This window comes from Acinetobacter lwoffii (genome assembly GCF_024129595.1).
Lineage (GTDB): Bacteria > Pseudomonadota > Gammaproteobacteria > Pseudomonadales > Moraxellaceae > Acinetobacter > Acinetobacter lwoffii_O.
The window spans coordinates 65,795-92,562 of record NZ_JAMXXS010000004.1; the positions used below are offsets into that span (position 1 = coordinate 65,795).

The following is a 26,768-nucleotide window of genomic DNA, read 5'->3' on the forward strand; positions in this document are numbered from 1 at the left end:
AAGTGTTATAGCGTGTTGATTAAACTCCGCTATAATTAAATTGATCCCAAATAGTACGAAATTCTATGTCCGATTTTAATTCACAGCACAGCACCGCTTTTAGTCCGATTTCTCCTGCAGAACGTTATGCGCAAGCGATCTCTTCAGGACAGTTTATGCCTGATGAAGCACAGGCAATGGCAGTACATGAACTGAATCGTGTTTGGCTGGAATTGATTCAGCGTTTTAAGGCATCGAAAAAAGCATTTCGCCGTTTTCGTCGTCAGACGTCTCCCAAAGGCGTGTATATGTGGGGCGGAGTAGGACGTGGCAAAACCTGGCTCATGGATCAATTTTACGATTCGATTCCGTTTCGCCGTAAAACCCGGATGCATTTTCATCATTTTATGCAGCATGTGCATCGTGAGTTAAACAAATTATCCGGACAGCGTAACCCGCTAGATATCGTGGCGGATCGGATTTATAAAGAAGCCGTCATCATCTGTTTTGATGAATTCTTTGTATCCAATGTGACGGATGCGATGATCTTGAGTGATCTGTTCCAGAAGCTGTTTGAACGCGGTATTACCTTGGTCGCGACTTCGAATATCGCACCGGACGGTTTATATAAAAACGGCATTCACCGTGACCGTTTTATGCCTACCATCGAACTGGTCAAGAAAAACTGTGTGGTATTAAATGTTGATGCCGGAGTCGATTACCGTCTACGGGTTCTAAAACAGGCACAACTGTTTAAATTCCCGTTGACCCATGATCATAAAAACTGGATTGCACAACGTTTTAGCGCTTTGACTCAGACACAGACCTGTTCTGAAGAGCCGATTATTATCAACAACCGTATTGTTGAAACCGTGTCACATACTGAAGATGTATTGTGGTGCGAGTTTTCTGAGCTGTGTTTAAAGCCACGTAGTCCGGCTGATTTTATTGAAATCGCCAATATTTATAATACGGTGTTGGTCAGCAATGTACCGCACCTGACCGATTTTCTGAATGATGGAACACGCCGTTTTATTTATCTGGTCGATGAATTTTATGACCGCGGCGTCAAGTTGCTCTTAACCTCGGAAGATAATATCGTGGATATTTACCAAGGTGAGAAACTCGCCTTTGAAATTGAACGAACCCGTTCCCGTTTGCTGGAAATGCAGTCGGATGAATACCTGAATTCTGAACATCGCCAGATTGAGAAAATCGCCTCCGTGAACGGAGAGTAAGAATAAAAGCGCTGGTCATTTACCAGCGCTTTTTTTTATAAAAATAGGGACTTAAATTATCGACAAGCCTGATTAAACATGGCTTAATCTTGGTCTAAATGTGATCGTGTATAACTAGAATGCATAATTTTTACTCGAAAATCTGAACTTAAGTCTAATTTCTACATTTCGAAAACTTTATACACTGTCATTAGGGTATTTAGCAGAATGATATCTATTTGTAACTGAGAAAGATCAAATATGTTTATGAGGGTATTCATATTAGAAAAAATGCTCAGTATTTAGCAATGTGATAATACTATTCAGCTAGATTTTAATCGGTATACTAGAATCTCTTGTATAAAAAGTAGCAATATCAGGAAAGACAATGACTGCACGTATTCAAAAAGGCAAGTTAGCGATTGCTAAAGAACTTTACGATTTCATCGAAAATGAAGCACTACCAGGTTCTGGTTTAGACAGCGAAACATACTGGAAAAACTTTGAACAAGTCGTTGTTGATCTTAGCCCTAAAAATAAAGCACTTTTGGCTAAGCGTGATGACATTCAGGCGAAAATTGATGAATGGCACCGCAATAACACATTTGAATTACAAGCTTACAAAGCTTTCTTGACTGAAATTGGCTACTTGTTACCAGAAGTAGAAGATTTTCAAATCAGCACTGAAAATGTAGACGAAGAGATTGCAGTACTGGCAGGTCCACAGTTGGTGGTACCGGTACGTAATGCACGTTACTGCCTGAACGCTGCAAACGCACGTTGGGGTTCTTTGTACGATGCACTTTATGGTTTCGATGTCATCTCTGAAGAAGATGGCGCGGAAAAAGGCAAAGGCTATAACCCGAAACGTGGTGAAAAAGTTGTCGCATTTGCAAAGAATTTCCTCGACGAAACTTTCCCATTGGCACAAGGTTCGCACGCAGACGCAACTCAATACGCAGTTGAAGCTAATGCACTGGTTGTTACCCTAAAAGACGGTTCAAAAACAACTGTGGCAGATGCCGCTAAATTCGTTGGTTACAATGGCGAAGCTTCAGCACCGACTGAAATCGTACTTAAAAATAATGGCTTGCACGCAATCATCCAGATTGATGCCAATAGTTCGATTGGTCAAACTGACGCAGCAGGCGTAAAAGACGTCGTTCTTGAAGCGGCAGTTACGACCATTCAGGACTTGGAAGACTCGATTGCAGCTGTTGACGCTGAAGAGAAAGTAGAAGGCTACCGTAACTGGTTAGGCCTGATGAAAGGTACTTTAGAAGAGTCTATTGAGAAAAACGGTAAAACTGTTACCCGTAAACTGAATGAAGACCGCACTTTCAAAAATGTAGAAGGTGGTGAAACTAAAGTTCATGGCCGCTCATTGATGTTGCTGCGTAACGTTGGTCATTTAATGACAAACCCGGCGATTCTGGTAGATGGCGCAGAGATCTATGAAGGCATCATGGATGCACTGGTTACGCCATTGTTGTCTTTCGCAGACATCAAAGGTGAAAACACGATCAAGAACTCGCGTCAAGGTTCAATGTATATCGTTAAGCCGAAAATGCATGGTCCTGAAGAAGTGGCATTTGCCGTTGAATTGTTTGAACGTGCCGAACAGGCACTTGGCTTACCTGCAAAAACTTTAAAAATCGGGATCATGGATGAAGAACGCCGTACTTCTGTGAACTTGAAGAACTGTATTGCACAAGCCAAAGATCGTACTATCTTCATCAATACAGGTTTCATGGACCGTACCGGCGATGAAATCCATACCTTTATGGAAGCTGGTCCATTCGTTCGTAAAGGTGAAGTAAAAGGCCAAATCTGGTTCCCAGCTTATGAAAACCGTAACGTGATGATCGGTCTGCAAGCGGGTTTACGTGGTAAAGCTCAGATTGGTAAAGGCATGTGGCCAAAGCCAGACATGCTGCTTGACATGTACAAAACCAAAACTGAACATCCTGAAGCGGGTGCGAGCTGTGCATGGGTTCCATCACCTACAGGTGCGGTGATTCACGCGATTCACTATCACCAGATTAATGTTGCAGACCGTCAGCAAGAATTATTGTCGACTCAGCCTTTATCTCTAGATGATTTGTTGACACCACCATTGGCGAAAGACACTAACTGGTCTGAAGAAGAAAAAACCAAAGAACTCGAAAATAACTGTCAAGGTATTTTAGGTTATGTGGTTCGCTGGGTAGATTTGGGTGTAGGTTGTTCTAAAGTTCCAGACATCAATGATGTCGGTTTAATGGAAGACCGTGCGACTTTACGTATTTCTTCACAACATGTTGCGAACTGGTTGCGTCACGGTATCGTAAGTCGTGAACAGGTAGAAGAAGTCATGCAACGTATGGCGAAAATTGTGGATGAGCAAAATGCCAATGATCCACTGTATACACCAATGTCTGCTGACTTTGCCAACAATATTGCATTCCAGGCAGCATCTGACCTGATCTTTAAAGGTGGTGAGCAGCCATCAGGTTATACCGAGCCGCTTCTACATGCAGCGCGTTTAAAGTTAAAAGGTTATACAGGTGATTAATCCTGTCTAGCTTAAAAAAGCCTCTTCGGAGGCTTTTTTATTGTCTAATGGTAAGCCGCTGTCGTTCTGACTAGAAATTTTCCAGCCGAACTTTTAAAGTGGGGCAAAGCATGCGAGGAAACAATAAAATGACAACGGTATATCAAAATTTAGACCAGCAGTTTATTCATGGTCAGTGGCAAGCCGGTACTTCAACCAGAACAATAAAAAATATCAACCCCTATACCCAGAGCGAAATTTTTAGTATGCCAGCTGCCAGTTCTGTCGATGTCGACAGTGCTTATACCGCAGCAGAGCAGGCTTTCCAGCAGGGGGGCTTGAAATCCATTGAAGTACGTAAAACAGTGCTGCAAAATTTAATCGCGATCATTCAGCAGCGTCGGGACGAAATCATTGACTGGCTCATTATTGAATCAGGCAGTACGCGCATTAAAGCCGGCGTTGAGGTGGATGCTGCTCTGGGCATCATTCAGGAAAGTCTGGCTTTTCCAGACTGGATCCAAACAGAACAGCTGGAAAGTAAGGATCCGGCACGTAAAAGTATGGTTTTGCGCAAGCCCTTAGGCGTGATTGCTGTCATTAGTCCATGGAACTTTCCATTTCATTTATCCTTACGTTCAGTGGCAACTGCAATTGCCTGTGGTAATACCGTTGTGCTGAAGCCAGCCAGTGATACACCAGTGACTGGCGGCACCTTAATCGGTAAATTATTTGAAGAGGCAGGTTTGCCTGCAGGTGCACTGAATATTGTTGCGGGTGCTGGCAGTGAAATCGGGGATTATTTTGTTGAGCATTCAGTGCCGAAAATGATTTCATTTACCGGTTCGACTGAAGTGGGGAAAAGTGTAGGCAGTAAAGCCTTGGTCAGTTCCCGAATCAAGCGTCTGGCACTCGAACTGGGTGGCAATGCACCTTTGGTCATTCTGGATGATGCCGATCTTGATCTTGCGGTTGAACTAACGCTGATGGGGCGTTTTATGCATCAGGGACAAATTTGCATGAGTACTAACCGGGTCATTGTTGATACCTCTATTCATGATGCTTACGTAGATAAGCTTCTGGATCGGATCAAAATGATTCCGGTGGGTGATCCAAATCTGGAAGATACTATGATCGGTCCGATCATTAACCAGAGTCAGGTTAAAAAGCATCAACAGATCATTCACACAGGCAGCGAGCAGGGCGCACAACTGGTGTATGAAGGGGGAATTGAAGGAAATCTGGTTTCTCCACATATTTTTATTGATGTCGCGGAAGATTCCGATTTAGCGCAGCAAGAAAGCTTTGGGCCGATTTTACCTATTTTAAAAGCTCGGGATGAAGCACATGCTTTAAACCTGGCCAATGCGACCGAGTTTGGTTTATCCAGCGTAGTATGTACTTCAAACATCGAGCGAGGCACTGCTTTTGCCGCACAACTGGATATTGGTATGACGCATATTAATGGTATTAGTGTTGCAGATCAGTCAAATGCACCCTTTGGCGGCGAGAAAAATTCAGGATTGGGTCGTTTTAATGGCCGCTGGATTTTTGAGGAGTTTACCCGAACACATTGGTTGACTGTACCGAATTCATAACAGGCAATGCGCCTAAAACTATAGAAATACGACAGGCTTCGACTTGGCATCACGGTATAATGTTATGGTCGAATGATTTACATATATGAACCATGTGCGCCAATTTTAAGCCTTTAACCTTAGAGCAGTTGCATAATCTGGGATTGCCAGAAATTCCTTTTGAATATCCAGAGGAGGTCTATCCCAATTATGCTACACCGCTTTTGTTTCATTCAGCTCAAGGACTGGAATGGCGTTCCGTGAATTTTGGACTCATTCCGAAATGGGCAGAAGACAAAACTATAGGTGCCAAGACCTATAACGCCAGAAATGAAACCTTACTGCAAAGGCCCACCTTCGCTGAAGCCACCGCCAAATGTCATTTTGGCGTCATTCCGGTATCGGAATTTTATGAGTCCAAATATTTTGACAATAAACCGCAGCGTTGGGGTGTAAGACCTAAAGATGGTCAGGCGACTTTTATTGCAGCTGTGTATGAGATTGCTCGGGTACAAGGTGAAATTGTACGCTCTGCCAGTATGATTACCATGGATGCAATTGACCATCCCATGATGAAGGAGTTTCATGAGCCGGGTAATATCAAACGCTCGGTTATTGTGATTCCACAGCAGCGACTGCAAGAATGGCTAACGCTAAGGCATCCGGATATTCGTAGCTTTGTAGAGGGCTTTCCGGTAGAAGAGTTTGAATGTTCACATGTACCAAAAGAAAAAATCAAAAAAGTCAGTCCACAACTGAACTTTTTTGATTTTTAGAAAGCTCTGGCGAATTATTTATTATTGTAAAGTATGCGCCAATTCGCCAGCGTCTATTTAAAATAAAAAGTAGGTCTTTAACGAGCTAAATTTTTGAAAATATGACGTAAACTTTCCATGGTTTTTTCAATTTGCAAAGGCGTCAGGCCTTCAAATGACTGTTCCAGTACGACATTGGTCAGATCATTGATCTTATGTGTCATTTGCATGCCTTTGTCAGTCAAAAATACTCGGGTAATCCGTGCGTCATCCTCACATGAATAGGTTTCAACCAGACCTTCGTCTTTTAAGCGGTAGACAATTTTAGTCGTGGTCGACATTTTAGAAACAACCATCTCTGACAAATCAGAAACACTGGCATGCGGTTTGGCTTTTAGTGCAAGAAGGATGCGGCGGCGGGAATTGTCAACACCATACTTTTTTAGTGCATGATCGACATTAACGACGTATTGAGCATGAACCTGAGTTACCCAATAATATGGAAAGTTTTCTAAATTAAATTCTTCCGTACACGGCAAAAATTTTGCATATTTCTTAGTCATGAAATGTTCCTTGTATTTATTTTTCTAGGGTCCGTTCATTTTATGAAAAAGTTTATGCATATTTCAACCTTTATTTTAAAAATGTTAAAGCGCTAACACTTTTTAGTTTTGCTTAACATCCCAAGGAGTTGATCAGTTCTGCATGTGAGCCTTATCTGGCGCGAAGATTGTTCTTTAAAATCGGATGAAAGGCGATAATATTTTGTATAAATTTAATTCCTCATTATGTATTTCGTGAGTAGAAATGTTTTCCAAGACTTTTTATTGTTCTTAAGCAGCCTGTCTGAATAGGTTTTAATGCAAATAATTGTATTTCAATAAATTAATCGATTTAAGAAATATAGGGTGATTGAGTGGTTTCAGTCAATATAGTAAATGATTATTTACAGCTATATTTTTAAGTGATTGTTCTTTCAATAAAAAAATAGTTTATGCTCTAATCTTTAAGTGACCTTAAAAATAATGGTCAAATCGAACTAAATGCTGTTTATTTTTAATTCAATTTGAATACATGATGTAGAAAAAATTAAAATTAATCAGTTTCAGCATCAATCAGTTGATCATAAAAGTCTCAATAAAATCATGATCATGTAATTTTTTTGTAAATTAATACATTACAAAATACTCAGTTTATGCATAATGGAATAGTCTTAAGTTGCATAGGTTAAATTTTAATGGATCCCTCGCCGTGCGTTGATCTTCCATCTCTATTTCTAGCTTACTCGAACGGGGTCATTCTCTAATGGAATTTTTATTAGATCCCGGAATCTGGGTAGGTTTAATTACTCTTATTATTCTTGAAATTGTTTTAGGTATTGATAACCTAGTCTTCATTGCCATTCTGGCTGAAAAACTTCCTCCTGAACAACGCGATAAAGCACGTGTTATTGGTTTGTCTCTCGCATTATTCATGCGTCTAGGCCTGTTATTTGCCATTGCCTGGTTGGTCACTTTGACACAACCATTGATTACTGTGTTTGACTGGACCTTCTCCGGTCGGGACCTGATCTTGTTATTTGGTGGCTTGTTCCTGGTGTATAAGGCCGTTACTGAGCTGCATGAAAAGATTGAAGGTAAACCTGAAGTCACAGTGTCTACCAATGTGGTATATGCAAGTTTCACTGCTGTTGTTGCACAGATTGTTGTTTTAGATGCTGTTTTCTCTTTAGATTCAGTGATTACCGCCATTGGTATGGTCGACAATATTTATGTCATGATGGCTGCCATGATTGTTGCAATGGGCGTGATGCTATTGGCATCGAAACCATTGACCAATTTTGTGAACCGTCATCCAACCGTGGTGATTCTGTGTTTAAGCTTCCTACTTTTGATTGGTATCAGTCTAATTGCAGAAGGTTTTGGTTTCCATATTCCTAAAGGCTATATCTATTCAGGTATTGGTGTTGCGATCATAATTGAAGCATTTAACCAGTTTGGTCAGCGTAATGCTGCTAAACATGAATCCAAGATTCCTTTGCGTCATCGTACGGCTGACTCGATCCTGAAGTTAATGGGTGGCAAGCTAGAGACGACCGACAGTCAAAATAATCAGGCACAAGAAACCTTTGCAGATGAAGAGCGCTATATGATTGGTGGGGTACTTACCCTTGCAGAGCGTTCAGTCGCTTCGATCATGACGCCGCGCGGTCAGATTTCATGGGTTGATCTGGAAGATAGCCCAGAACAGATCCGTGAAAAAATTCTATCTGTTCCACACAGTCTGTTCCCGGTATGTCGCGGTAGCCTAGATAAGGTGATTAGCGTAGTACGTGCCAAAGAATTATTGGATGTACTGGAAGAGCCGGAAGAATTAAAAGCACTGATTAAACGTCATCGCCCAATTTATATCTTTGAAAAAATGAAAGTTATTGACGCAATCAATACCTTGCGTACCTCTAAAGGTTCTTTGGTCTTGGTGAGTGATGAGTTTGGTAATGTGCAGGGTCTGATTTCACCGCTAGATGTGTTTGAAGCAATTGCCGGTGAATTCCCGGATGCTGATGAACAGCTAGATCTAGTTAAAATCGATGATACGCACTGGATTGCATCGGGCATGTTAGATCTTTATCAGCTTGAGCTTGAGCTTGGCATGATTGATCTGATTGATGAAGATGCCGGTTATATCAGTGTGGCGGGTTTGATTCTGGATAAAACCAACAGTACGGTTGAAGTTGGCACCGAGTTAAATTATCAGGGTGTACAGTTCAAAGTCACTGAAATTGAAAGCAATCGTATCAAGTCGGTCAGCATTCATTACGTAGGTTAAACAGGTGTTTTAAACACGTTATTTGTTCAAATTCTAAAAGTCAGTTGCTTTAGTGGCAGCTGGCTTTTTTAATGCATGTCTGTTGAATGTGGCTCATTAAAATAATATGAGCCTTCGTTTAAACTGATTTTTATCAGTTTATTCATACTATTAGTCATGTTCCCGATTGAGCTGAATATCCGGATATTGCAGTGAGATTTTGAAGCCGAAAAAGTCAAGTCAGCAATCGAAAATAAGCATGATCAAGCATCAAATATTGATTCATGTAACCTGTTAATCAAAACTTAAAAGTCATATTTAAATACTGACAAAAAATTGAACTACAATTCACATGAACTAGATTTGCATGATGCAAACAGATCTTAAGTAAAATGGAAACCGTTTGTGTGGAAATCACTAGATAAGTTGCATGAAGCCTACTCAGTTCAGAATAAAACTACTCAAAAATGATCTCCGAAAGAGCTAGACAAAACATTTCTAATGAGGTCAATAGAGCAAATGAGCAGGATCAATCTAAATAGGGGCGTTTATCTATTCAAGAGAATAAACACCCTGTGAAGCGACCAGTAAACTAAATGGATTCTGGCAGAATTTTAAAGTTGGCGTATTTTCGGATTGTTTCAGTATTGAGCTGATGGATTTCATCCAGAAAGGCGACATTAAAACTGCCTAACTGTTGTGCGCGTTCAAATGCCAATTGACCGGCAATTGCAAAATGTACATGCGCAGTCAATGCAGCAAGGGCTGGAGACGTTAATGCACTATAGGCAGCAATTAGTGCACCGAGCGCACATCCCATCGCCGTGATTCGGGGCTGTAAAGCAGAACCGCCTGACACCTGTATCACAGGATAGTCTCTAGAAATAATATAATCGGATTCACCGGAGATCGCGATACATTCACAATGATCCAGCAAAGTTTGCGCCTGTAAATAAACATCCGCACTGTCTACCGTGCTATCTACACCCTTGGACTCAATCTGCTTACCGGCCAAAGCACCAATTTCAGAAGCATTGCCTCGTAAAATCGTAGGTTGGGAATGCATCAACTGATCTACGACGCCAGAACGCCAGTGCAGAACTGTTCCATAACCGACAGGATCAAGCACCCAGGGTTTTTGCAGCTGATGTGCAGTTTTCGCAGCAATCTGCATCGCCTGAACCTGCTCTGTCGTCGGTGTACCCAGATTCAGACTGATTGCTGCTGCAATCTTGGCAAAACTTTCAGCTTCAAACGGATTGTCGATCATAGCCGGAGATGCATGTGCAGCCAGTACAATATTGGCGACATAGTTACTGGCCACCGTATTGGTCATTATATGTACCAGGGGCTGCTGTTGCTGAAGTTTCAACCAGGCCTCACAGATCTGATCCAGAAGCGTTTGCTGTAGTGCTTGCATCGAAGTCGTCATAATGGTTATTTAGAAGAAGAGAAAGATTCGTTGTATTCGGTCAGCGGGTAAAATAGTGGTCTTGATGCTTGCAGCTACGACAGAACAGGCTGACATAATCACTGGCATCATAATCCACCGACAGTTCCTGTGAGCCGCAGTGCATACAACGTTTTTGGGAATAAAATTTCAGGCGGGGTTCGATCTTGTGCCACGAACGCCACACCGGCTGAAAGAAGATATTTTCATCATAGCCCAAAAACCGATAAAACAGGATTTCGCTCATCTTGCTGAATGCCAGTTGCGGTGGACGCGGCAGGGTAGAGGTTTCCCATTTTTCTGTAACTGAACGTTCGCGGTACTGCTGTAAGGTTTTTTTCAGCAGATTGGTATTAATAAAGTTTTCATTGCGAGGCTTGAGGGCTTTTTGTTTGTACAGATATTCAAGTCCCGTTTGTACCAGATAATAAATCTGGCCTACAGCCAGTACATCCAAAAGACGATAGCAAAAGGTCTGAAAGCTCTGATTTCCGGCAATCTGCACATTCCAGCTACGGCAATAGAATTGAGCAAACTGAATGATTTCTTCATACAGCAGGCAATAGAGTGCATCTTTGACTTCATCTGCACTTTTAAAGGGCACACCTTGGCTCAGGTTCTGATAAAACCAATTGCGCAGCTGCTGGGTAATGCTGAATAGGGTCGGTTCAGAATAGCCATCCAGTCGCACATTAATATAATAATGCTGATTTTCCTGCTGGAGATCTTTGGGAATCAGAACCTGATCCCTGATTAGGATTTTCACCAGACCATGCTGAAACAGATAGTTGGGACTGATGGAATAATATCGAATTTGATGCCAGTCAATATATTCGCGGTGCTGGCTATATTCCTGAACCTGTTCATCCAGAATCGCGAGTAAAAACAGTTTATTGATAAAACTGAGCTGATTCAGCTCAAGAACCGGTCGATCCTGTTTTTTATGATATTGACGGTTTTCCTGTAAACGGACTTCCTTGAGCATGCGTTTACGCTGCGCCAGACAGTGGTCGCAATAACAATTGTGCTTTTGATCGGAATACAGCTGATGCTGACAATGGCTGCATTCGTGATAGCTCAGTTCCTGATCATATTGCTCTGCCTCAATCCAATACATCGATGCCTTACACAGCGGACAGTGGGTACTTTCATCAAGCTGTTTTTGCAGAACACTGAATACCATGGTCGCGAGCAACTCTAAAATGGAAGGGCATTTGATTATACACGGCTGATGAGATGCAAACGTAGTGGACTGGTGCAATTTTTCTAAATCAAAATTAGTCACCCAAACAGGAGAAGAGCTACCGAAGTAGCTCTGATTTTAAAAACATGAAATGACGTTTTTTAAACCGGGCAGGGTAATGTGTCGTCCTCCTCGCCGCGGTGTTTGGCATGAATTAAGGCCTGAACCTTTTTAGAGGGCACTTTTTTGGCACCGAGTGCATCGTAGGTGTTGAGAATGGCAGTCACTTCATGGGCCTGAAGCGGAATGCATTCACAGCTCATCAACAGGGCAATCACTTTATGGTCAATATTGGCCTGATCCAGGGTCTGCAAAGTTTTGATATTTTCGATCCGTACAACATGCTGTTTTAAATACATGGCTCACCTCATCATCGTTATCATTATTCTTTCATTGGAAGTGTGGAAAAACACAGTTTAACTGTAGCAAGAAGTGTGCTCATTTTTTAATCTGCATTTATGCGGTACTCAGCAAATAAAATTATATATTTTTAAATCAGTGATTTATAAAAATGTAAGAAATTATGATGCTGGCTATTTTTATGGCACAGATATTTCTTATGTAGAGCCGAGTGCTGCTCAATTAGGTAGAATGCATTGAAAGTGGTGCACGAAATGCCCATATTAGATCTAACAATACAAATGCACAGACAGCGTTTAAAACTTGGCGTATGATTTTGACATGAACAATGTCGAACACGATAAAAGATTAGGACAGGACATGAATATTGCGGCAAACCCGGTGATCGAAGCGGATCAAACCATTTATTTAAAAGACTATCAAAAACCTTCCTTTATTGTTGATTCCATCGACCTGAATATTCAAGTCTATAGTGACCACAGTCTGGTCAGCAGCAAGCTGGAGATGCAGCGCCAAACTGCTGGCGATCTGGTTCTGCTTGGCCGCGATCTAGAGCTGCAATCGATTAAGTTAAATGGTCAAACCCTGAATGCCAGTGACTACCACTTGGATGCTGAACAACTGGTGATTGCCAATGCACCTGATCAAGTGTTGCTTGAAATTGTGGTTAAAATCCACCCTGAAAGTAATACGATGCTGGAAGGTTTGTATCAGGCCAGTTCAGATCTGTTTGTGACCCAAAATGAACCAGAAGGGTTCCGTAAAATTACTTTCTATCCAGACCGTCCAGATGTGTTGTCGGTCTTTACGACGCGTGTCGAAGCAGATAAGAAATATCCGGTTTTGCTTGCAAATGGTAACCTGCTGGAAACAGGTGAAGTCGATGCCAATCGTCACTATGCCGTGTGGCAGGATCCGACCAAGAAACCGAGCTATTTGTTCGCCTGTGTCATTGGTGATTTGGCAGTGATGAAAGATTCCTATGTCACCTCAGAAGGCCGCAATTTAGCTCTGGAAATCTACGCAGAAGAAAAAGATATTCCAAAATGCAAGATCGCCATGGAAGCGCTCAAACATTCCATGCGCTGGGATGAGGAGCATTATGGTCTGCCTTATGATCTGGATAACTACATGATCGTGGCGACCAGTGCATTCAACATGGGTGCCATGGAAAATAAAGGTCTGAATATCTTCAATACTTCATGTGTGCTGGCCGATGAAGAGTACACCACTGATGCTGCTATCATGCGAGTGCAGTCGGTGATTGCGCATGAATATTTCCATAACTGGACTGGTAACCGGATTACCTGTCGTGACTGGTTCCAGTTGTGTCTGAAAGAAGGCTTGACCGTATTCCGTGATCAGTCTTTCTCGGAAGATTTACAGTCGGCTGCGGTACAACGTATTGATGATGTAGCAGTTCTCAAAGCGCATCAGTTCCCCGAAGATTCAGGCCCATTGTCACATCCACCGCGTCCGGATCATTTTGTAGAAATTAACAACTTCTATACCGCCACCGTTTATGAAAAAGGTGCGGAAATTAACCGCATGATGGCGACCTTGCTTGGCAAGGAAAAATTCCGTCAGGGAACCGATGAATATTTCCGCCGTCATGATGGTCAGGCGGTAACGGTTGAGGATTGGGTGGCTGCACTAACAGCAGGTTCAGGTGTGGATCTTTCAAATTTCCTGACCTGGTATAACCAGCCGGGTACGCCTAAACTTCAAGCAAAAGCTGAATATGATGTAGAGACCCAAATCTATCGCCTCAGCTTTAAGCAAAGCCTGAAAACCCATGCTAAATATCCAAATTTGAAAGCAGTACCCATTCCAGTCGCTTTGGCATTGTTTGATGCTGAAACAGGTGAGCAGCTAACGTTGAACTCTGAGGCACTCTTTGAAAATGGCGTGAAAGATGGCGTGTATCTGTTTGATCAGGATGAGGCAACGATCGAATTTAGCGGTGTGACAGCAAAACCAGTGGTGTCCTTGCTGCGTAATTTCTCTGCACCAGTGAATCTGGACTTTGACTATTCAGAAAAAGAGCTGGCTTTCCTGTTGCAATATGAAACGAATGGTTTTAACCAGTGGCAAGCAACTCAGACCTTACTCGAGCGTATCTTGCTGGATGACCAGCCTGCAGAAATTTATATCGAGGCTATGCTCAATACCTTGCCGGATGTGATTGAGAAAGATCCGCTGTTGGCATCACGTCTGTTTGATATTCCGTCGGAAGGTTATTTAGGTAGCCGTATTGATCAGGATTATAATCCAGTCATGATTCAGGAAAAACGTGAGGCTTTGCTGCATACCTTGGCACGTGCCTTTGGAGAAACAGCGAAAGAAACTTATCTCAATCTGGATCCTGATCTGCAATCTGAATTTTCACAAGCAATGGGTGTGCGTGCCTTAAGAAACATCATGCTGACGATGATGGCTCGTCAGGGAGATGCATTTGCCTTTGATTTAGCTTATGAGCAATATCACACAGGCAATATGTCTGAACGTTTGGGTGCGCTAAAAGTCCTAGTCTGGAATGATGCACCACAAGCAAAAGAAGCTCTGGCCGATTTCTATAGCCGCTTTGAAGATGAAGCCTTGTCTTTAGACCAATGGTTTATGGTTCAGGCAGCCCATCCAAAAGCAACAGATGAAACCATTGCGTATCTGACCCAGCATCCAGATTATGATCTGGCGGTGCCTAACCGTATCCGTGCAGTCAGTGGTGGTTTGAATGCCAATCCGGTCAATACCTGGAGCTTTGGCGTACAGCATTTTATTGGTCTGGCGAAATATCTGGATGAGAAAAACCCGATTGTAGGCTCACGTTTGCTACAGGTATTGTCACGCTGGTATACCTTGGCAGAACCGCAACGCAGTGAAGTGAAAGCACAGCTTGAGACTTTAAAGCCACTGGTTAAATCTAAAAACGTGTCTGAGACACTCAATAGTATGCTCAGCGTATAACATCAATATTCATAAAAAACCGGATCGACCTGATCCGGTTTTTTATTTCCTGTTTATTTCAAACGCTGGCTTTAAATACAGTTGAATTTCTCTAAAGGCTTAGGTAAGTACCAAAGGGTGTTACAGTATGATTATACGGAAAAGAGTATTTGTTTATTAAGCTGTAAGCTAGGTAAAGGGATCTACAGATTCGCTTACTAGAGGTTGTCCAAGATATGTTAGTGAAAATTGAAGATGGTTTTTATTTAAATAGCCAGCATATTATTGCCGTACATGTCAGCAAGAATCCTGAAAATGGCTTACTTGAAATCTCTATTCAATACACGCCACATTCCATTCAGCAGGTCGGAGAATACAAAAAAGTATTTCAAAGCCAGCTTGATGCTGAAATTTTCTTAAGTGAGTTAAATCAAAAACTTCGCTAAAAGCCTGCATCATACAGGCTTTGATCAAGCATCTTATTGTCTGACGATGAGGACTGGAATAGAGGAAAGTGCCAGAACATTCTGAGCGACACTGCCCAGCATAAGTTTTTGCAGACCCTTACGGCCATGTGAGCCCATAATGATCATATCGGTCGGGGATTCAGTTGCAGCCTGCATAATGCCTTCTGACGGTGCCATGCCATGCAGGATTTTTGTCGTCACCTGGATGCCATCACGAACAAAGTTCAGTTTCAGTTCATTTAAACGATCCAGTGCATTTTGTTCTGCATGCATAAAGTAATCTGTGACTGCTGGAGCAACTTTGTAAAAATCTACGCCCTTAAAGGGATCCACCGCAATCACACTGAGTAAAGTGACATGGCTATGAAATACTTTGGCCAGTTCTAGGGCATGATCTGCGGCAGCATAGGAAATCGAGGACTCATCGAGTGCTACGAGAAGATGATCATAGTTATTCATGGTGCTTCCTCATATTTATTATTGCAGTAAAGGGGAGTGTGGTTTGAGCGACTAAATCTCCACAGCATGTTTTGTTAGACATTTCAAATGTAAAGTAGCAAGTACTGCGCATCTTGAAGATGCGCAGCATCAGGATTATTTTTTCACAATCAGTACGGGAATTTCACTCGCACCCAATACATCCTGTGCAAAGCTGCCCAGAATCATTTTCTGGAAGCCTTTACGGCCATGAGAACCCATGACGATCAGGTCTGCTTTCACTTCACCCGCGGTTTCAGCAATATGCTCTGCATTGACTAAACCTGTGACAATACGGGATTGCGCTTCAATACCTTCACCGGCTGCGATGGCAGTGGCTTCTTTCAGCGCCTTTTTGGCATTGGCATGTGCCTCGATAAAATATTCCTTCATGATGGAGGAGCTATAATAGAAATCAGCCTCGGTAAAAGGATCTTCTGCGATCAGGCTGATCAGGGAAAGCTGACTACCGAATGCCTTGGCAATTTTGGCAGCATGTCGTACTGCAGAAAAGGAAATTTCTGAACCGTCCACTGGGACTAAAATATGTTGATAAGCCATGGCTTTTCTCCGCAGGTTGTCTGATTTTTAGGCTTGGTTTATTGATAGCACAGTGCTGGGGCGGGTGCAATTGCAAAAAAGCGGTAAAATTGAAAAAACTCATTAAATTACAAATATTTTTCATGTAAAAGTTATGAAAAAAACAGAGTAAAAAACTCGGAATTGTAGTTTTCATGATCAAAAATAAGAGCATGAATAGTCCTTGTTTGCAGCAGGATGGTTTAAACTGCCGTAGCCTGTTTTTAGATCGTGTATAGGGGACTGTTTTGAGGTTTTTTGCCATTCATCTTTTGCTCATAGGTTCAGTTATTCTTTCTGGCTGTCAGACCGCACAGAACAGTAAAGTCATTGCCGGTGCCTTTAACCTGACCACAGGCTTGCAGCAAAAAGTGATGGATCGTTATGCGCCTGGTGCGGTTATCGTGCAGCAAAATATTGCCTATGTGCCGCAGCAGAAATTATCTCTGGATCTGTATCAGCCGCAGAATATTGCCAGTATTGGACCAAGACCGACCATTGTCTGGATTCATGGCGGTGGCTGGATTTCAGGTTCTAAAGAACATGCACGCGGTTATTTCAAGCTGCTGGCGGCACAGGGCTATAACGTGGTATCCGTACAATATCAGTTTGCGCCACAAGTGACCTATCCAAGCCAGTTACACCAGATCAATCAGGCACTTAAATTTCTAGATACCTATGCAGACACCTACCAAATCGATGCCCAGAACTTATATCTGGCCGGAGATTCTGCCGGGGCGAATATGGCCAGCCATTATGCCGCGCTTTTGACCAATCCTGTATTTGCCGACCAATCCGGTATTCAGCCTCATCTGCAACCTGCGCAGCTTAAAGGTTTAATTTTGCATTGTGGAATTTATGACTTAGAAGCATTTGCCAGCACAGCACCTGAGGAAATGAAAATTATCGAATGGGGGGTCTTTAACCTGATTCAGGCTTATACCGGCGATCGTAAACATGATGCTGAGTTTTTAAAGGAGATTTCTCCGATTCAGTATATTACGCCGTCTTATCCGCCAGTGTTCATCAGTGGCGGGAATAAGGACTTCCTGACCGATACTCAGTCGCTACCATTTGTAAAAGCTTTGAAGGAACAGCAGGTTCCTGTGACTGAAATATTTTATCCAGAGTCTAAGGCCTGGCTCATTCATGAATATCAGTTTTTTATGGGAAAAAAGGAAAGTCAGCAAACCTTTGTCAAAACCCTGGATTTTTTACATCAGCTTTCCCCGTGAAGAGAAAACTGTGCAAAATGAATCTCTCAAGATTGATCGTGTCAGTTTGTCCCGACAGCAATCATTGAAAAATTGTTTGGAGTTTAAAAAATGAATCCTGTCTCATGGGCATATTTGTTGTTGGCGTTGGCTATTATTGCCGAAGTGACTGGATCAACATTTCTGGTGAAGTCAGAAGGCTTTACCCGATTATGGCCATCTTTGGCTGTAGTCATTTTATTCTGTATTGCGTTTTATTTGCTGTCTCAGGTCATTAAAGTAATTCCTTTAGGTATTGCCTATGCGATCTGGGCGGGAGTAGGCATCGTTCTTACGGCAATCGCAGGCTATGTGATCTTTAAGCAGGCGCTAGATTTGCCCGCTTTTATCGGGATTGCACTGATCATTTCCGGTGTGGTGGTGATTAACCTGTTTTCCCAGACTGCAGGGCATTAAAAAGGCAGACAAGGTAGCTGCCTCATTTCTACAATAAGCTTATGCCACTTGCGGTTTAAGCTTAAACATTAAATAAACTATCAGACCAAGTAGCAGTCCCCAAAAAGCGGAGCCAATACCAAAAAACTGGATATTAGAGGCGCTAAACAGGAATGTCATCAGTGCTGCTTCACGGTCATGACTGTCCTGAAAAGCCAGCGCGATATTGTGGCCAATGGTGCCAAACAGGGCAATGCCTGCCAATACTGTAATCAGAATCCCCGGAAAAGCCATTAGTACACTGGTCAAGGTCGCAGCAAAAAAACCCATCAGGATATAAAACAGGCCGCAGCTCATACCGGCAATATAACGTTTGGCCGGATCAGGATGCGCTTGGACATCCAGGCTGACCGCCGCACTGATTGCGGCAAGATTGACACTAAAACAGCCAAATGGTGCCAACATCGTCTGTGTAATACCCGTCCAGCCTAGAATAGAATTTACTTTCGGGGGATAACCATAACTTTTGATGACGGCCAAGCCAGGCAGGTATTGCGATGCCAGATTAATCACCATTAAAGGTAAGGCCAGTCCTAAAACAGCTTGCAGGCTAAATTCAGGTGTAATCCATACCGGCTGGGCAATACTCCAGTTCAGCTGCGGAATAGTAAAATTAATAAAGAACGGACAGAGGGCAATAGCCATTAACACGGTAATCACGATGCTATAGCGCGTACTCAGTTTTTTGGAAACCAGATAAATCGCCAGTACACAAAGCACGAATTCCCAGGACTGTTGCAGACTGCCAAAGACCGAGATGCCAAATTTTAATAAAACACCTGCCAGCATGGCACTGGTCAAACTCTGTGGAATAAACTGGAAAATTCGCTCGAAAATTCCAAAAAATCCCAGACAGGCAATCAGGATGCCAGAAATCAGAAAAGCGCCAATTGCTTCACCCAGACTATAGTGACCGGCAGAAGCAATGACCAGTGCCAGACCGGCAGTCGACCAGGCGGTTGAAATCGGATAACGATATTTCCAGGAAAGCAAAAATCCAGAAACTCCAATACCTATACCCAGTGCCCATAACCAGGAGCTAATTTGTGCCTGATTAGCACCTAGGCTTTGAGCGGCTTCAATGACCAGTACGGCGGAAACACTAATACCAATCATGCAGGTAATAAAACCGGCCATGATGGCAGGAAAGGAGAGATCTTGTAAAAGTTTTGGCATCATCCATGACACTATTTTTAAATGCGTTTAAATCATACGCTTTTCACGTATCAACACAATGTTTTTAACAATTTTATCCAAAGGTCTACTGGTTTGAAGCCGATCATTGCTAGAAAGTTGAAGTCGCCAGTTTAAGGCCAAAACCGCAAAACAGGATCCCAACTGCAGCAACACAACTGGCGGTCACTTTATAATTCTGGTTGAAATAGGAAGCCAGTTTTACACCAGAAAAAATCAGGATTGACAGATAGGTCATACTGATCAATTGCAGGATCAGAGCCAGTAGCGTGAACGTCAGGGCAGGATAAGGATAGGCAGGATCGACAAACTGCACAAAAAAAGACAGATAAAACAGAATCGCTTTGGGATTTAAGATGCTAATCGTAAGTGCGGTACGAAAGGGCTGAATTGATTCAGTAGTATCGGAAGATGTTTTTTTAATCTGGACGCGTTGTGATGACTTTTCCGGAAAGAAAGTCTGGTAGGCCGCAATGATTAGCTTGATACCCAAGTAACTGAGATAGATCGCTCCGATAATTTTCAGTGCAATAAACAGTACCGGGAAGGCATGTAGTAAAGAAGCTGCTCCCAATGCCGTACATATAATCAGGATCAGGTCGCCTGTATATACCCCCAATGCGCCCATATAGCCTGTTTTGATGCCAAAGCGTGAAGCAATCGACATGACATACAAGGAGTTCGGCCCAGGCAGTAACACAATCAACGTGGTTCCAATGATAAAGGTCGTTAGATCTGTGATACCAAACACGAAAAACTCGCATGAACAAAAAAGCCGATGCGGCATTATAGCAACATCGGCCTGGAGAAATTTGCTAAATTTTCTTTAAATTTCAGTGGTACTCAGGAAAGTTTCACGTAATAAAGCAGCCAGTTGCTCACGGGCTTTAATGAAACCGTCAATGCCGCCTTGCAATAATTCACTGGCCATCGGATCCTGTTTCAGTTGTGCTTCAAAATCGGCAGGGCTGATTGGGCTGAGTTCACCTTGAACTTTAATATCTTTGGCTGAGAGTTGGGCCTGCACTTCACGCTGATCATTTTCCAGTTCGGCCAGCAGGTTTGGTGCTACCGTGAGCAGGTCACAGCCGCTCAAGCCTAGAACCTGATCAATACTGCGGAAGCTGGCACCCATGATTTCAGTCTGAATACCATGCGCTTTATAAAATTCATAAATACGCTTAACCGAAAGTACACCCGGATCTTTTTCAATCGGGTAAGACTCAACGCCTTCAGCTTTTTTGTACCAGTCCAGAATACGGCCGACAAAAGGCGAGATTAATGTTACTTTGGCATCAGCACAGGCATGGGCCTGATGCTGACCAAACAATAAAGTCAGATTGGTATGAATGCCTTGTTCTTCCAGTGCTTTCGCTGCCTGAATGCCTTCCCAGGTAGACGCGATCTTGATCAGAATGCGGTCTGAGTCAATTCCATATTGCGCATAAAGTGCCAGTAACTCTTTGGCTTTGGCAATGGTAGCTTCAGTATTAAAGGACAGCGAAGCATCGACTTCCGTTGAAACACGACCTTCAATCAGTTTTAAGATTTCTACACCAAATTTGACCGTTAAAATATCAATAGTCCGTTCAATCAGAGCGTCATCTGCATAGCCTTCTTGCTGGGCTTGCTGAAAAGCAGCTTCAATCAAGGCCTGATTTTCAGGTTGTTTTGCTGCTGCAGTAATCAGCGATGGATTGGTGGTTGCATCAAGCGGACGAAATTTTTCAATGGCACTCAAATCACTGCTGTCTGCCACAATGGTCGTCAAGTTTTTTAATTGGTTTAATGCAGTTAATGTCATTACGATCTAGTTCTATGGTTATTGCTTATGCTTTCTTATATATCATAAATGGCCGGTTTACCAAGTAGACTGTCGTTGAATTTCTGTGATTAATGCCCGGTTTTACGTTGTTTGCGCAAGTGATTAATCAAAAAATGAGCAGCTGTGCCTAATCGGGTTTCTCTGCTCCAGACCAGATCAACAAAATATTCAAACTTTGGGGTGAAATCGAGCAGGTTGAGAACCTGTAACTGATCTTGCAAATGTGGCTGCTCATTCAGCATTTCGAGTGGCAGAACCCCCCAGCCCAGTCCTTGCTGAATCATGCTGCAAGCCGAGTGGTGGTTGTCGGTGCGCCAGTAATTTCGTGAAAAGAGTAGTTCCGGCTTGATGGTGCGATCCCGACTGGCCACCACAATCTGCCTGTTTTGCAAAATCTGTTCATAACTGACTTGATCGAACTGACTTAGGGGATGCTGTTTGGCGACTACAGCCACCAGTACTTCACGTTTCAATTCCACAAACTGTTCCCGTGTTTCCAGTTGTTCGCGTTCAAACATCAAGGCTAGCTGCGCTGAACCTTCAAACAGCATACGATGTGCATCTTCCTGAGGTGCACTGAATACATTGACTTGCAGTGCAGGAAATTCCTGTTCTAGCAACACAATATAATCGGTCCAGCGCGTATGCAGCAATTCTGAAACTACCACAATATTCAATTCAGATTCCAAGCCTGAACTTAGGGCTTGAGCATGCTGTTTCCACTGGTTCATTTCTACCAGTAGCTGCTGGGTTTTTTCATACAATACCTGCGCTTGTGCAGTTGGTTTCGGTTCACGACCTATACGCTGAAACAGTTCCAGATTCAGGTCAATTTCCAGATTGGCAATGGCCATGCTGACTGCTGAAGGTACTTTGCCCAGTTGACGTGCAGCCGCAGAGAAAGAACCGGTTTCCATCACGGTTTTAAACATCAGCAGCTGTTCTTGATTAACATTCATATCTTTAATCTTTCATTTTTATTGATAGATTCTAACTCGAATAATCAGATTTAAAGAAATAAAATTCTTGCATCATGTAATGAATTGAGCTGATTTAATATGTTAATTTCCAAAAGAAGACTGATTCATGCTGCCTTATATGAAGGCATTTTACTGGTCGTGATTGCTGTCCTTTTAAGTACACTGATGCATATGCCACTTGAAGTGACAGGTGCGCTCGGGATTGCTATGGCTGTGACTTCAGTATTTTGGAATATGCTGTTTAATCACTATTTTGAAAAGTTTGAAGCTAAACATCGTTTAAAAAGAAGCGTTAAAGTGCGGATTGCTCATGCAATTGGCTTTGAAGGCGGTTTGATGCTGGCGACCATTCCGATGGTGGCTTATGCCTTACACATGAGTCTGGCTCAGGCCTTTCTGCTAGACTTAGCTCTAACCCTTTGTATTCTCGTATATACCTTTATCTTTCAGTGGATTTATGATCATCTAGAAGCCAGACTAGGGCTCCAGCCGGATTATCGGAAAATCTCATCATAAAATATGCCATAAAAAATCCCACACAGTTCAGACTCCCTTTTCAGAATGCGAAAGGTGAAATATTCAGCGATGAGGACTTGATCAAGTCCTCATTTTTTATGCTCGAACCCAATTGAAAATTAAGCTATAAGACATTGATTTTTTATTTTAATTTTAAAATTTATTGGGGAATTCAATGCTATTTAGACGCGCGGTCTTGTCAGTGTCCATCGTGTTGCTGATGTCTGGTTGTGGGGGTGGAGGAGGTGAGAGCAGTACGCCACAGCAGACGCTTCCGGATCCCGTAATTTCACCAGGTTCGGGTGAGCAGCTGAGCAAAATTGCGGAAATTAAGGTCCTGGATGTAGGTTCGGAATTAACAGCAGGGAATTTCGGTCTGAAAACTTGGAATCCCACCGCCATGGTGGTAAATGGCGATGTCCTTTATATTACCAATAGTCAGGCCGAATCGAATATTTTACGTTATGACTTGAAACAAAAACGTGCACTCAGTGCGATTGATCCTACGAAAATTTCGGGTCTGGCCAAAAAATGGGATAGCCTGAATGATCTGGAAATTCAAGCAGGGCGTTTGTATGTGGCCAATTATGGCTCGAACCGAATTGATGTTTTAGATATTAATAGCGAGCAACCGAACTTCATTATGGCACTCGGTACAGGTGTGTGGTGGGGCGATGCGCTTAATTATTCGCTGGTACATAGCAATGCAGTGACTGCCGATGATCGTTACGTGTATGTGCCTGATATTGAAGGCCGGATCAATGTCTGGCGTCAAAGTGATGTGACTGCGCAAAACCATTTAAAGGCCCGCAAATTTGCACGGCTCAGCTTGCCGGGCTGTGCACGCAACTGTAATGCACGTATGGAGGTCATGGGCGACTATCTGTACACCAGTCTGCCCGATGGTATGACTTATGTCCACGATATCAATCAGATTCAGAAAAATGGAAATAATATTGCGCCCATTTTAACAGAAACCAATTTGTCGGCAGTCATGCATCGCCATAACGATGGCTTGGTCTATGTATCACGAAATGATGGAACTGTAAAAAGCTACCGGGAAAAATCTTTTAACTTGGAGTCTATCTTACCCAATAAAAGTGTAGATACTTTCCGAGATTATATTTTAAAAGGGCAAAACCAGAGCAGTCGACTGGCCAAGGCTAGCGATCTTTATATTTATGGTCAGAATCTACTACACATGGCCAATCAGAAAATTCATATTCTGCCAATGCTGACCCTGCAACAGAATAAATCCACCCAGCTAAACCAAGCTATGATTTTAACCGAATCTAAAGCACGCGAGAGAAGCCGTGTCTTGCAGGATGGTGAATCATGGGAAACCTTGACCAATAGCAGCCAGCGTCATGTCTATATGGACCAGATTTTATCGGCAACACTAAATGGCAATCGCCTGCATTTGCAAAGTTACAGTGCTGTGCCTGTACGTGATTTGCAGATTCGTGCCAAGATTAAAAACTCAGAAGACTGGGTGATTCTGGCTAAGCTGGATCAGTTGACACCATTTTCGAATGCCAGCTTTGAGCTCAAGTTGACCGATCAATCCCGTTTCCCTTTGCTAGATGGCACAGGCTCAATCCAGTTGGCAGGTCTGAGTCAGACCACGCAAAACCCAAGCAATATTTTTGATCTGAAAATTAGCTCTGAGACTGATGAGCATGTCAAAAAGCTGAACCAGATTAAAGCCAAATGGAAAATTTATTTCGGAACCTATGATGAGCCAAATAAATGGTGCCGTATTACGCCGGTCTATGCCCGGGAATGGGTCATGATGATGACCAATCTGGCCTATATGCTGAGTACTCCAGAATTTGAAACCTTATGGTTTAACCATAAAGCAGTCATGGGACACGATTTTTTTGGCAATCATGGTCAGGTAGAAGGACCGAATGGTTTCTTTCAGCCAGAAGATTATGTCCGGATCTATCGAGAAATTCTTAACCGCAATGAAATTAATCTTGGCATTACCAATATGGGTGGTGGTCTAGGTGGGGGTGCAGTCTTGGGGGTAGATACATGGTTGTTCTATGGCCATTACAGATTATCTGGCTATCGAATTATTGCACATGAATTTGGTCATCATTGGGGCGGGCATAATAGTGCCTGGGCCATGTCGAATTATGGCTTTGAAGCTATGGTCGATTGGTTAAACTTCTATTTCCAGCGCCGTCCAGGCTCAATTCCTTATATGGACCCAAATGTGAATGCTTTCCACCTAACACCCGACAGCGCGCTTTGTCAGGGTGTGAACCAGAATATGGTGAAAGGTGTGGCATCGACTGCACCGTGGAACAAAGTGGATGAATATTTTAAAAATAACCCGATGCCAAATCCCTAAAACATAAAAAAAGCCCCTCATTTGAGGGGCTTTTTAATTGGATCGGTCAACAGATTATTTTTCAATAATCGCCGTTACACCTTGACCACCGGCTGCACAGATCGATACCAGTACGCGACCTGAACCTTTCTGGTTAATCAGTTTTGCTGCTGTCGCAATGATACGACCGCCAGTTGCTGCAAACGGGTGACCGGCAGCAAGTGAAGAGCCTTTTACGTTCAATTTTGCACGGTCAATTGAACCTAATGGTGCATCCAGACCTAAACGCTCTTTACAGAATTTCGGATCTTCCCAAGCTTTCAGCGTAGACAATACTTGAGATGCAAAAGCTTCATGAATTTCATAATAGTCGAAGTCTTGCAGTTTCAGACCTGCACGTTCCAGCATACGCGGCACGGCATAAGCAGGCGCCATCAACAGGCCTTCTTTTTTCTCGACAAAATCAACTGCGGCAGTTTCCTGGAAAGTCAGGTAAGCCAATACTTCATGACCATTTGCCTTCGCCCATTCTTCAGAAGCCAAGAGCACGCAAGAAGCACCATCTGTTAGCGGCGTAGAGTTACCCGCAGTCATGGTACGGGCATCGCCCTTACCAAAGGCCGGCTTTAATTTCGCCAGTTTTTCAACACTTGAGTCCGCACGCAGGTTATTGTCACGTTGAAGACCCAAGAATGGTGTGATCAGGTCATCAAAGAAACCTTCTTCATACGCTGCAGCCATTTTCTGGTGTGAAGATGCAGCCAGTTCATCTTGCGCTTCACGGGAAATTCCCCATTCCAGTGTGGTAATCGCCTGATGATCACCCATAGACAGACCTGTACGCGGTTCACCATTTTTTGGTGCATCCATCAGGTCTTTCACATTGATCTTGGTCAATGCTTTCAGACGGTCTTTTGCAGTTTTCGCGATATTTAGCTCAAGTAATGCTTTACGTAAACCGTCACCAAAAGCAATCGGTGCATCAGAAGTCGTATCTACACCACCTGCAATGCCTACTTCGATTTGACCTAGAGCAATCTTGTTCGCTACCAGAAATGCCGCTTGAAGGCCAGTACCACATGCTTGCTGAATGTCATAAGCAGGGGTTTCCGGTGCAAGAGCAGTATTTAGTACACATTCACGAGTCATGTTGAAATCGCGGCTGTGTTTCAGTACAGCACCTGCAACCACTTCACCTAAGCGTTGACCTTGAAGGTTAAAACGTTCAACCAGACCATTCAGGGCTGCTGTGAACATATCAGTATTGGATGCCGTAAAGTAAGCACCGTTAGAACGTGCAAATGGAATGCGGTTACCACCAATAATAGCAACGCGGCGAACTGTATTTTGGCTCATGTTTGGTTCCTGTTGAACAGAAGTCTGTGTTATAGATGTTGAATCTTGTTGGCTTGAAGTCGTTTTTTTGGTACGTGCAGATGTACTGCGTGTACGTGTGGTTTTAGCCGGACTTTTTTCTGTGGCATTGGCTGTATCAGGATTTTTAGTGCTACGCTTGCTACGCGTTGATGGTTTTGACACAGTTTCTGTCGCAGAGTTCTCGACTGCTGGATTATCTTGAGTTGTTTTGCTCATAAGGCTTTACCAGGCAAATAGATCGTCTTCTTGGCGGTTACATTAGCATAGAAGAAGATAAGCTGTATTGACTACAATGACATTACAGACTGCGCTTAGGTCAAGTCATCTGCCTGTTATCTCAAGTATGATTGGGCGGAAACTGGTAGATCTATTGAAATATAAGTGTCTGGCATCATACTGAAGTTTAAGGATAACTTTAGATCAACCAAAAATTAATTT

22 protein-coding genes are annotated in these 26,768 nt (G+C 42.9%); 11 read left to right on the top strand and 11 right to left on the bottom strand.

Features of this window, described 5'->3' with window-relative positions; translation table 11 throughout:
• Positions 1-65 precede the first annotated feature (65 nt).
• The 4 genes from zapE (at position 66) to NI466_RS03920 (ending at position 6,082) form a co-directional block, all read left to right on the top strand.
• Complete coding sequence (gene zapE, locus NI466_RS03905) at positions 66-1,217, top strand: cell division protein ZapE (RefSeq protein ID WP_005252217.1); 1,152 nt, start codon at positions 66-68, stop codon at positions 1,215-1,217.
• A 367-nt stretch (positions 1,218-1,584) separates the two neighbouring features.
• Positions 1,585-3,750, top strand: a complete 2,166-nt coding sequence (locus NI466_RS03910) for a malate synthase G (RefSeq protein ID WP_004645449.1) — start codon at positions 1,585-1,587, stop codon at positions 3,748-3,750.
• 128 nt (positions 3,751-3,878) lie between these two features.
• Entirely contained in the window at positions 3,879-5,327 is a 1,449-nt protein-coding gene (locus tag NI466_RS03915) for an aldehyde dehydrogenase family protein (protein ID WP_253172802.1), read from the top strand.
• A 92-nt stretch (positions 5,328-5,419) separates the two neighbouring features.
• Positions 5,420-6,082 carry an SOS response-associated peptidase family protein gene (locus NI466_RS03920; RefSeq protein ID WP_253172803.1) on the top strand — a complete coding sequence of 221 codons (663 nt, stop codon included), beginning with the start codon at positions 5,420-5,422 and terminating at the stop codon, positions 6,080-6,082.
• A 77-nt stretch (positions 6,083-6,159) separates the two neighbouring features.
• Here NI466_RS03920 and NI466_RS03925 read toward each other — a convergent pair whose 3' ends face one another.
• Positions 6,160-6,624 carry a MarR family winged helix-turn-helix transcriptional regulator gene (locus NI466_RS03925; RefSeq protein WP_004278843.1) on the bottom strand — a complete coding sequence of 155 codons (465 nt, stop codon included), beginning with the start codon at positions 6,622-6,624 and terminating at the stop codon, positions 6,160-6,162.
• Positions 6,625-7,366: 742 nt separating this feature from the next.
• Here NI466_RS03925 and NI466_RS03930 point away from each other — a divergent pair.
• Complete coding sequence (locus NI466_RS03930) at positions 7,367-8,890, top strand: TerC family protein (protein ID WP_005247303.1); 1,524 nt, start codon at positions 7,367-7,369, stop codon at positions 8,888-8,890.
• Positions 8,891-9,461: 571 nt separating this feature from the next.
• On the opposite strand, the gene thiM is transcribed toward NI466_RS03930, so the two are convergent.
• The 3 genes from thiM to NI466_RS03945 all read right to left on the bottom strand — a co-directional run bounded on the left by thiM (position 9,462) and on the right by NI466_RS03945 (position 11,921).
• Entirely contained in the window at positions 9,462-10,301 is an 840-nt protein-coding gene (gene thiM / locus NI466_RS03935) for a hydroxyethylthiazole kinase (RefSeq protein ID WP_253172805.1), read from the bottom strand.
• A 40-nt stretch (positions 10,302-10,341) separates the two neighbouring features.
• Positions 10,342-11,502, bottom strand: a complete 1,161-nt coding sequence (locus tag NI466_RS03940) for a hypothetical protein (protein ID WP_253172806.1) — start codon at positions 11,500-11,502, stop codon at positions 10,342-10,344.
• Between the two features lie 161 nt (positions 11,503-11,663).
• Positions 11,664-11,921 (bottom strand): hypothetical protein, encoded by a 258-nt coding sequence (locus NI466_RS03945; RefSeq protein WP_253172808.1) that lies wholly within the window; start codon positions 11,919-11,921, stop codon positions 11,664-11,666.
• A gap of 361 nt (positions 11,922-12,282) precedes the next feature.
• Between NI466_RS03945 and pepN the strand changes: the two genes are divergently transcribed.
• A complete protein-coding gene (gene pepN, locus NI466_RS03950) occupies positions 12,283-14,889 on the top strand; it encodes an aminopeptidase N (RefSeq protein ID WP_253172839.1) in 2,607 nt (868 codons plus the stop codon).
• A 215-nt stretch (positions 14,890-15,104) separates the two neighbouring features.
• Positions 15,105-15,314: a hypothetical protein gene (locus NI466_RS03955; protein WP_004278836.1), complete on the top strand. Its 210-nt coding sequence runs from the start codon at positions 15,105-15,107 to the stop codon at positions 15,312-15,314.
• 33 nt (positions 15,315-15,347) lie between these two features.
• Here the strand turns inward: NI466_RS03955 and NI466_RS03960 are convergent, their stop codons facing one another.
• The gene (locus NI466_RS03960) at positions 15,348-15,794 is read right to left on the bottom strand and encodes a universal stress protein (RefSeq protein WP_253172810.1); all 447 of its coding nucleotides are present in this window, start codon (positions 15,792-15,794) and stop codon (positions 15,348-15,350) included.
• Between the two features lie 135 nt (positions 15,795-15,929).
• Positions 15,930-16,373, bottom strand: a complete 444-nt coding sequence (locus NI466_RS03965) for a universal stress protein (RefSeq protein ID WP_004278834.1) — start codon at positions 16,371-16,373, stop codon at positions 15,930-15,932.
• Between the two features lie 266 nt (positions 16,374-16,639).
• Here NI466_RS03965 and NI466_RS03970 point away from each other — a divergent pair, with 266 nt between their 5' ends.
• Both NI466_RS03970 and NI466_RS03975 read left to right on the top strand, forming a co-directional pair.
• Positions 16,640-17,626, top strand: coding sequence for an alpha/beta hydrolase (locus tag NI466_RS03970; RefSeq protein ID WP_253172811.1), 987 nt, complete (start codon positions 16,640-16,642; stop codon positions 17,624-17,626).
• 90 nt (positions 17,627-17,716) lie between these two features.
• Complete coding sequence (locus NI466_RS03975; protein WP_253172813.1) at positions 17,717-18,061, top strand: SMR family transporter; 345 nt, start codon at positions 17,717-17,719, stop codon at positions 18,059-18,061.
• A gap of 39 nt (positions 18,062-18,100) precedes the next feature.
• On the opposite strand, the gene NI466_RS03980 is transcribed toward NI466_RS03975, so the two are convergent.
• The 4 genes from NI466_RS03980 to aceR all read right to left on the bottom strand — a co-directional run bounded on the left by NI466_RS03980 (position 18,101) and on the right by aceR (position 22,078).
• Positions 18,101-19,276 (bottom strand): benzoate/H(+) symporter BenE family transporter, encoded by a 1,176-nt coding sequence (locus NI466_RS03980; protein WP_071850122.1) that lies wholly within the window; start codon positions 19,274-19,276, stop codon positions 18,101-18,103.
• A gap of 109 nt (positions 19,277-19,385) precedes the next feature.
• A complete protein-coding gene (gene leuE, locus NI466_RS03985; RefSeq protein WP_129716684.1) occupies positions 19,386-20,045 on the bottom strand; it encodes a leucine efflux protein LeuE in 660 nt (219 codons plus the stop codon).
• A 75-nt stretch (positions 20,046-20,120) separates the two neighbouring features.
• Positions 20,121-21,098, bottom strand: coding sequence for a transaldolase (gene tal / locus NI466_RS03990; RefSeq protein ID WP_004645437.1), 978 nt, complete (start codon positions 21,096-21,098; stop codon positions 20,121-20,123).
• A gap of 89 nt (positions 21,099-21,187) precedes the next feature.
• Complete coding sequence (aceR, locus tag NI466_RS03995) at positions 21,188-22,078, bottom strand: HTH-type transcriptional regulator AceR (RefSeq protein ID WP_005263303.1); 891 nt, start codon at positions 22,076-22,078, stop codon at positions 21,188-21,190.
• A gap of 99 nt (positions 22,079-22,177) precedes the next feature.
• Here aceR and aceI point away from each other — a divergent pair, with 99 nt between their 5' ends.
• Both aceI and NI466_RS04005 read left to right on the top strand, forming a co-directional pair.
• The gene (gene aceI / locus NI466_RS04000) at positions 22,178-22,615 is read left to right on the top strand and encodes a chlorhexidine efflux PACE transporter AceI (RefSeq protein WP_191112486.1); all 438 of its coding nucleotides are present in this window, start codon (positions 22,178-22,180) and stop codon (positions 22,613-22,615) included.
• A gap of 175 nt (positions 22,616-22,790) precedes the next feature.
• Positions 22,791-24,974 carry a beta-propeller fold lactonase family protein gene (locus NI466_RS04005; protein ID WP_191112485.1) on the top strand — a complete coding sequence of 728 codons (2,184 nt, stop codon included), beginning with the start codon at positions 22,791-22,793 and terminating at the stop codon, positions 24,972-24,974.
• 54 nt (positions 24,975-25,028) lie between these two features.
• Here NI466_RS04005 and NI466_RS04010 read toward each other — a convergent pair whose 3' ends face one another.
• Positions 25,029-26,546, bottom strand: coding sequence for an acetyl-CoA C-acetyltransferase (locus tag NI466_RS04010; protein WP_005263300.1), 1,518 nt, complete (start codon positions 26,544-26,546; stop codon positions 25,029-25,031).
• Between the last annotated feature and the right edge of the window lie 222 nt (positions 26,547-26,768).

Coding starts and splice junctions, on each gene's coding strand:
- zapE (WP_005252217.1), top strand. CDS start 66: ATGTCCGATTTTAATTCACAGCACAGCACCGCTTTTAGTCCGATTTCT.
- NI466_RS03910 (WP_004645449.1), top strand. CDS start 1,585: ATGACTGCACGTATTCAAAAAGGCAAGTTAGCGATTGCTAAAGAACTT.
- NI466_RS03915 (WP_253172802.1), top strand. CDS start 3,879: ATGACAACGGTATATCAAAATTTAGACCAGCAGTTTATTCATGGTCAG.
- NI466_RS03920 (WP_253172803.1), top strand. CDS start 5,420: ATGTGCGCCAATTTTAAGCCTTTAACCTTAGAGCAGTTGCATAATCTG.
- NI466_RS03925 (WP_004278843.1), bottom strand. CDS start 6,624: ATGACTAAGAAATATGCAAAATTTTTGCCGTGTACGGAAGAATTTAAT.
- NI466_RS03930 (WP_005247303.1), top strand. CDS start 7,367: ATGGAATTTTTATTAGATCCCGGAATCTGGGTAGGTTTAATTACTCTT.
- thiM (WP_253172805.1), bottom strand. CDS start 10,301: ATGACGACTTCGATGCAAGCACTACAGCAAACGCTTCTGGATCAGATC.
- NI466_RS03940 (WP_253172806.1), bottom strand. CDS start 11,502: ATGGTATTCAGTGTTCTGCAAAAACAGCTTGATGAAAGTACCCACTGT.
- NI466_RS03945 (WP_253172808.1), bottom strand. CDS start 11,921: ATGTATTTAAAACAGCATGTTGTACGGATCGAAAATATCAAAACTTTG.
- pepN (WP_253172839.1), top strand. CDS start 12,283: ATGAATATTGCGGCAAACCCGGTGATCGAAGCGGATCAAACCATTTAT.
- NI466_RS03955 (WP_004278836.1), top strand. CDS start 15,105: ATGTTAGTGAAAATTGAAGATGGTTTTTATTTAAATAGCCAGCATATT.
- NI466_RS03960 (WP_253172810.1), bottom strand. CDS start 15,794: ATGAATAACTATGATCATCTTCTCGTAGCACTCGATGAGTCCTCGATT.
- NI466_RS03965 (WP_004278834.1), bottom strand. CDS start 16,373: ATGGCTTATCAACATATTTTAGTCCCAGTGGACGGTTCAGAAATTTCC.
- NI466_RS03975 (WP_253172813.1), top strand. CDS start 17,717: ATGAATCCTGTCTCATGGGCATATTTGTTGTTGGCGTTGGCTATTATT.
- NI466_RS03980 (WP_071850122.1), bottom strand. CDS start 19,276: ATGCCAAAACTTTTACAAGATCTCTCCTTTCCTGCCATCATGGCCGGT.
- tal (WP_004645437.1), bottom strand. CDS start 21,098: ATGACATTAACTGCATTAAACCAATTAAAAAACTTGACGACCATTGTG.
- aceR (WP_005263303.1), bottom strand. CDS start 22,078: ATGAATGTTAATCAAGAACAGCTGCTGATGTTTAAAACCGTGATGGAA.
- aceI (WP_191112486.1), top strand. CDS start 22,178: ATGTTAATTTCCAAAAGAAGACTGATTCATGCTGCCTTATATGAAGGC.
- NI466_RS04005 (WP_191112485.1), top strand. CDS start 22,791: ATGCTATTTAGACGCGCGGTCTTGTCAGTGTCCATCGTGTTGCTGATG.
- NI466_RS04010 (WP_005263300.1), bottom strand. CDS start 26,546: ATGAGCAAAACAACTCAAGATAATCCAGCAGTCGAGAACTCTGCGACA.